Here is a 1,470-nt window from a genome sequence, read left to right as displayed (position 1 = left end):
CCCCGTTACCTTTTCCGTGGCCCCGCAATGGGGCTCCCGGTCTCCGGGTCCGGCATGACTTGCGCCCCTTGTCGACCATGGTCGAAAAAGTGGTGTCACCGGGCCGGGAGGCATTGGCAGACCGCTGATCAGGGGCATGACCGCTTCATCCGCACTCTCTGGGATGGACAGGCCTTCGTAACGTGGATGCCGGCACGCTGATGCCGCAGCGGAGGCCGGGAAGGGAGTCTGCTGGGGAGGGTGAGTGAGCGACGCGGGTGGGATCGATGTCTACCTCGGTCTGGACGTCGGCAAGGGTGAGCATCACGGGACCGCCCTGACTCCGGCGGGCAAGAAGGTGTTCGACAAGCCGCTGCCCAACAGTGAACCGCGGCTGCGTGAGCTGTTCGAAAAGCTCCAGTCCAGGCACGGAACGGTGCTGGTCGTGGTGGACCAGCCGGCCTCGATCGGGGCTCTGCCGCTGGCCGTCGCGCGGGATACCGGCTGTCGTGTCGCCTATCTGCCGGGACTGACGATGCGGCGGATCGCCGACCTCTACCCCGGTGAGTCCAAGACCGACGCCCGGGACGCCGCGGTCATCGCCGATGCCGCCCGCACCATGCCGCACACGCTGCGGGACCTGGCGCCGGACGACGAGACCGTCGCCGAGCTGAACATGATCGTGGGCTTCGACGATGACCTGGCCGGCGAGGTCACCCGCACCAAGAACCGCCTGCGCGGGCTGCTGACCCAGATCCATCCCTCACTCGAGCGTGTCCTGGGGCCTCGCCTGGATCACCCGGCCGTCCTGTTCCTGCTCGAACGCCACGGCTCACCAGCACAGTTGCGGAAAGCCGGAAGACGACGGCTGATATCCATGCTGCGGCCCAAGGCACCGCGCATGGCAGAACGGCTCGTCGCAGACATCTTCGACGCGCTCGATGAACAGACCGTCGTCGTGCCCGGCACCGACGCTGCGGCACTGATCGTCCCCAGCCTGGCCGCCTCGCTCACCGCCGTGCTCGACCAACGCCGACTCCTCGCCACCAGGATCGAGGAACTGCTGGAGGCACACCCTCTTTCCCAGGTCCTGACTTCGATGCCCGGCATCGGGGTCAGGACCGCAGCCCGCATCCTGATCGACGTCGGTGACGGCAGCGCCTTCGCCACCGCAGGCCACCTCGCCGCCTACGCCGGCCTGGCACCCGCCACCCGCCGGTCCGGCTCCTCCATCCGCAGCGAACACCCGGCCCGGCGAGGCAACAAACAGCTCAAGCGAGCCTTCTACCTCGCCGCCTTCGCCTCACTGTCCCAGCCCGACTCACGCGCCTACTACGACAGGAAACGACACGAGGGCAAACACCACGTCGCCGCGATCGTCTGCCTGGCCCGCCGCCGCATCGACGTCCTCTTCGCCATGCTCCGCGACGGCACCTTTTATGAACCGCCCACAATCAACACCGCTTGACGAAAGCCATAGGGGCACTTTTT

At 67.2% G+C, this 1,470-nt stretch carries 1 protein-coding gene; it reads left to right on the top strand.

Going from position 1 to position 1,470, the window contains the following annotated elements; genetic code table 11:
• Positions 1–244 precede the first annotated feature (244 nt).
• Positions 245–1,447, top strand: a complete 1,203-nt coding sequence (locus ACH4F6_RS39955; protein WP_397965596.1) for an IS110 family transposase — start codon at positions 245–247, stop codon at positions 1,445–1,447.
• The last annotated feature ends 23 nt before the right edge of the window (positions 1,448–1,470 follow it).

Source organism: Streptomyces sp. NPDC017936 (assembly GCF_044328485.1).
Taxonomy (GTDB): domain Bacteria; phylum Actinomycetota; class Actinomycetes; order Streptomycetales; family Streptomycetaceae; genus Streptomyces.
Note: the sequence above shows the minus strand (reverse complement) of the source record. Positions and strands in the feature narration are given on the sequence as shown.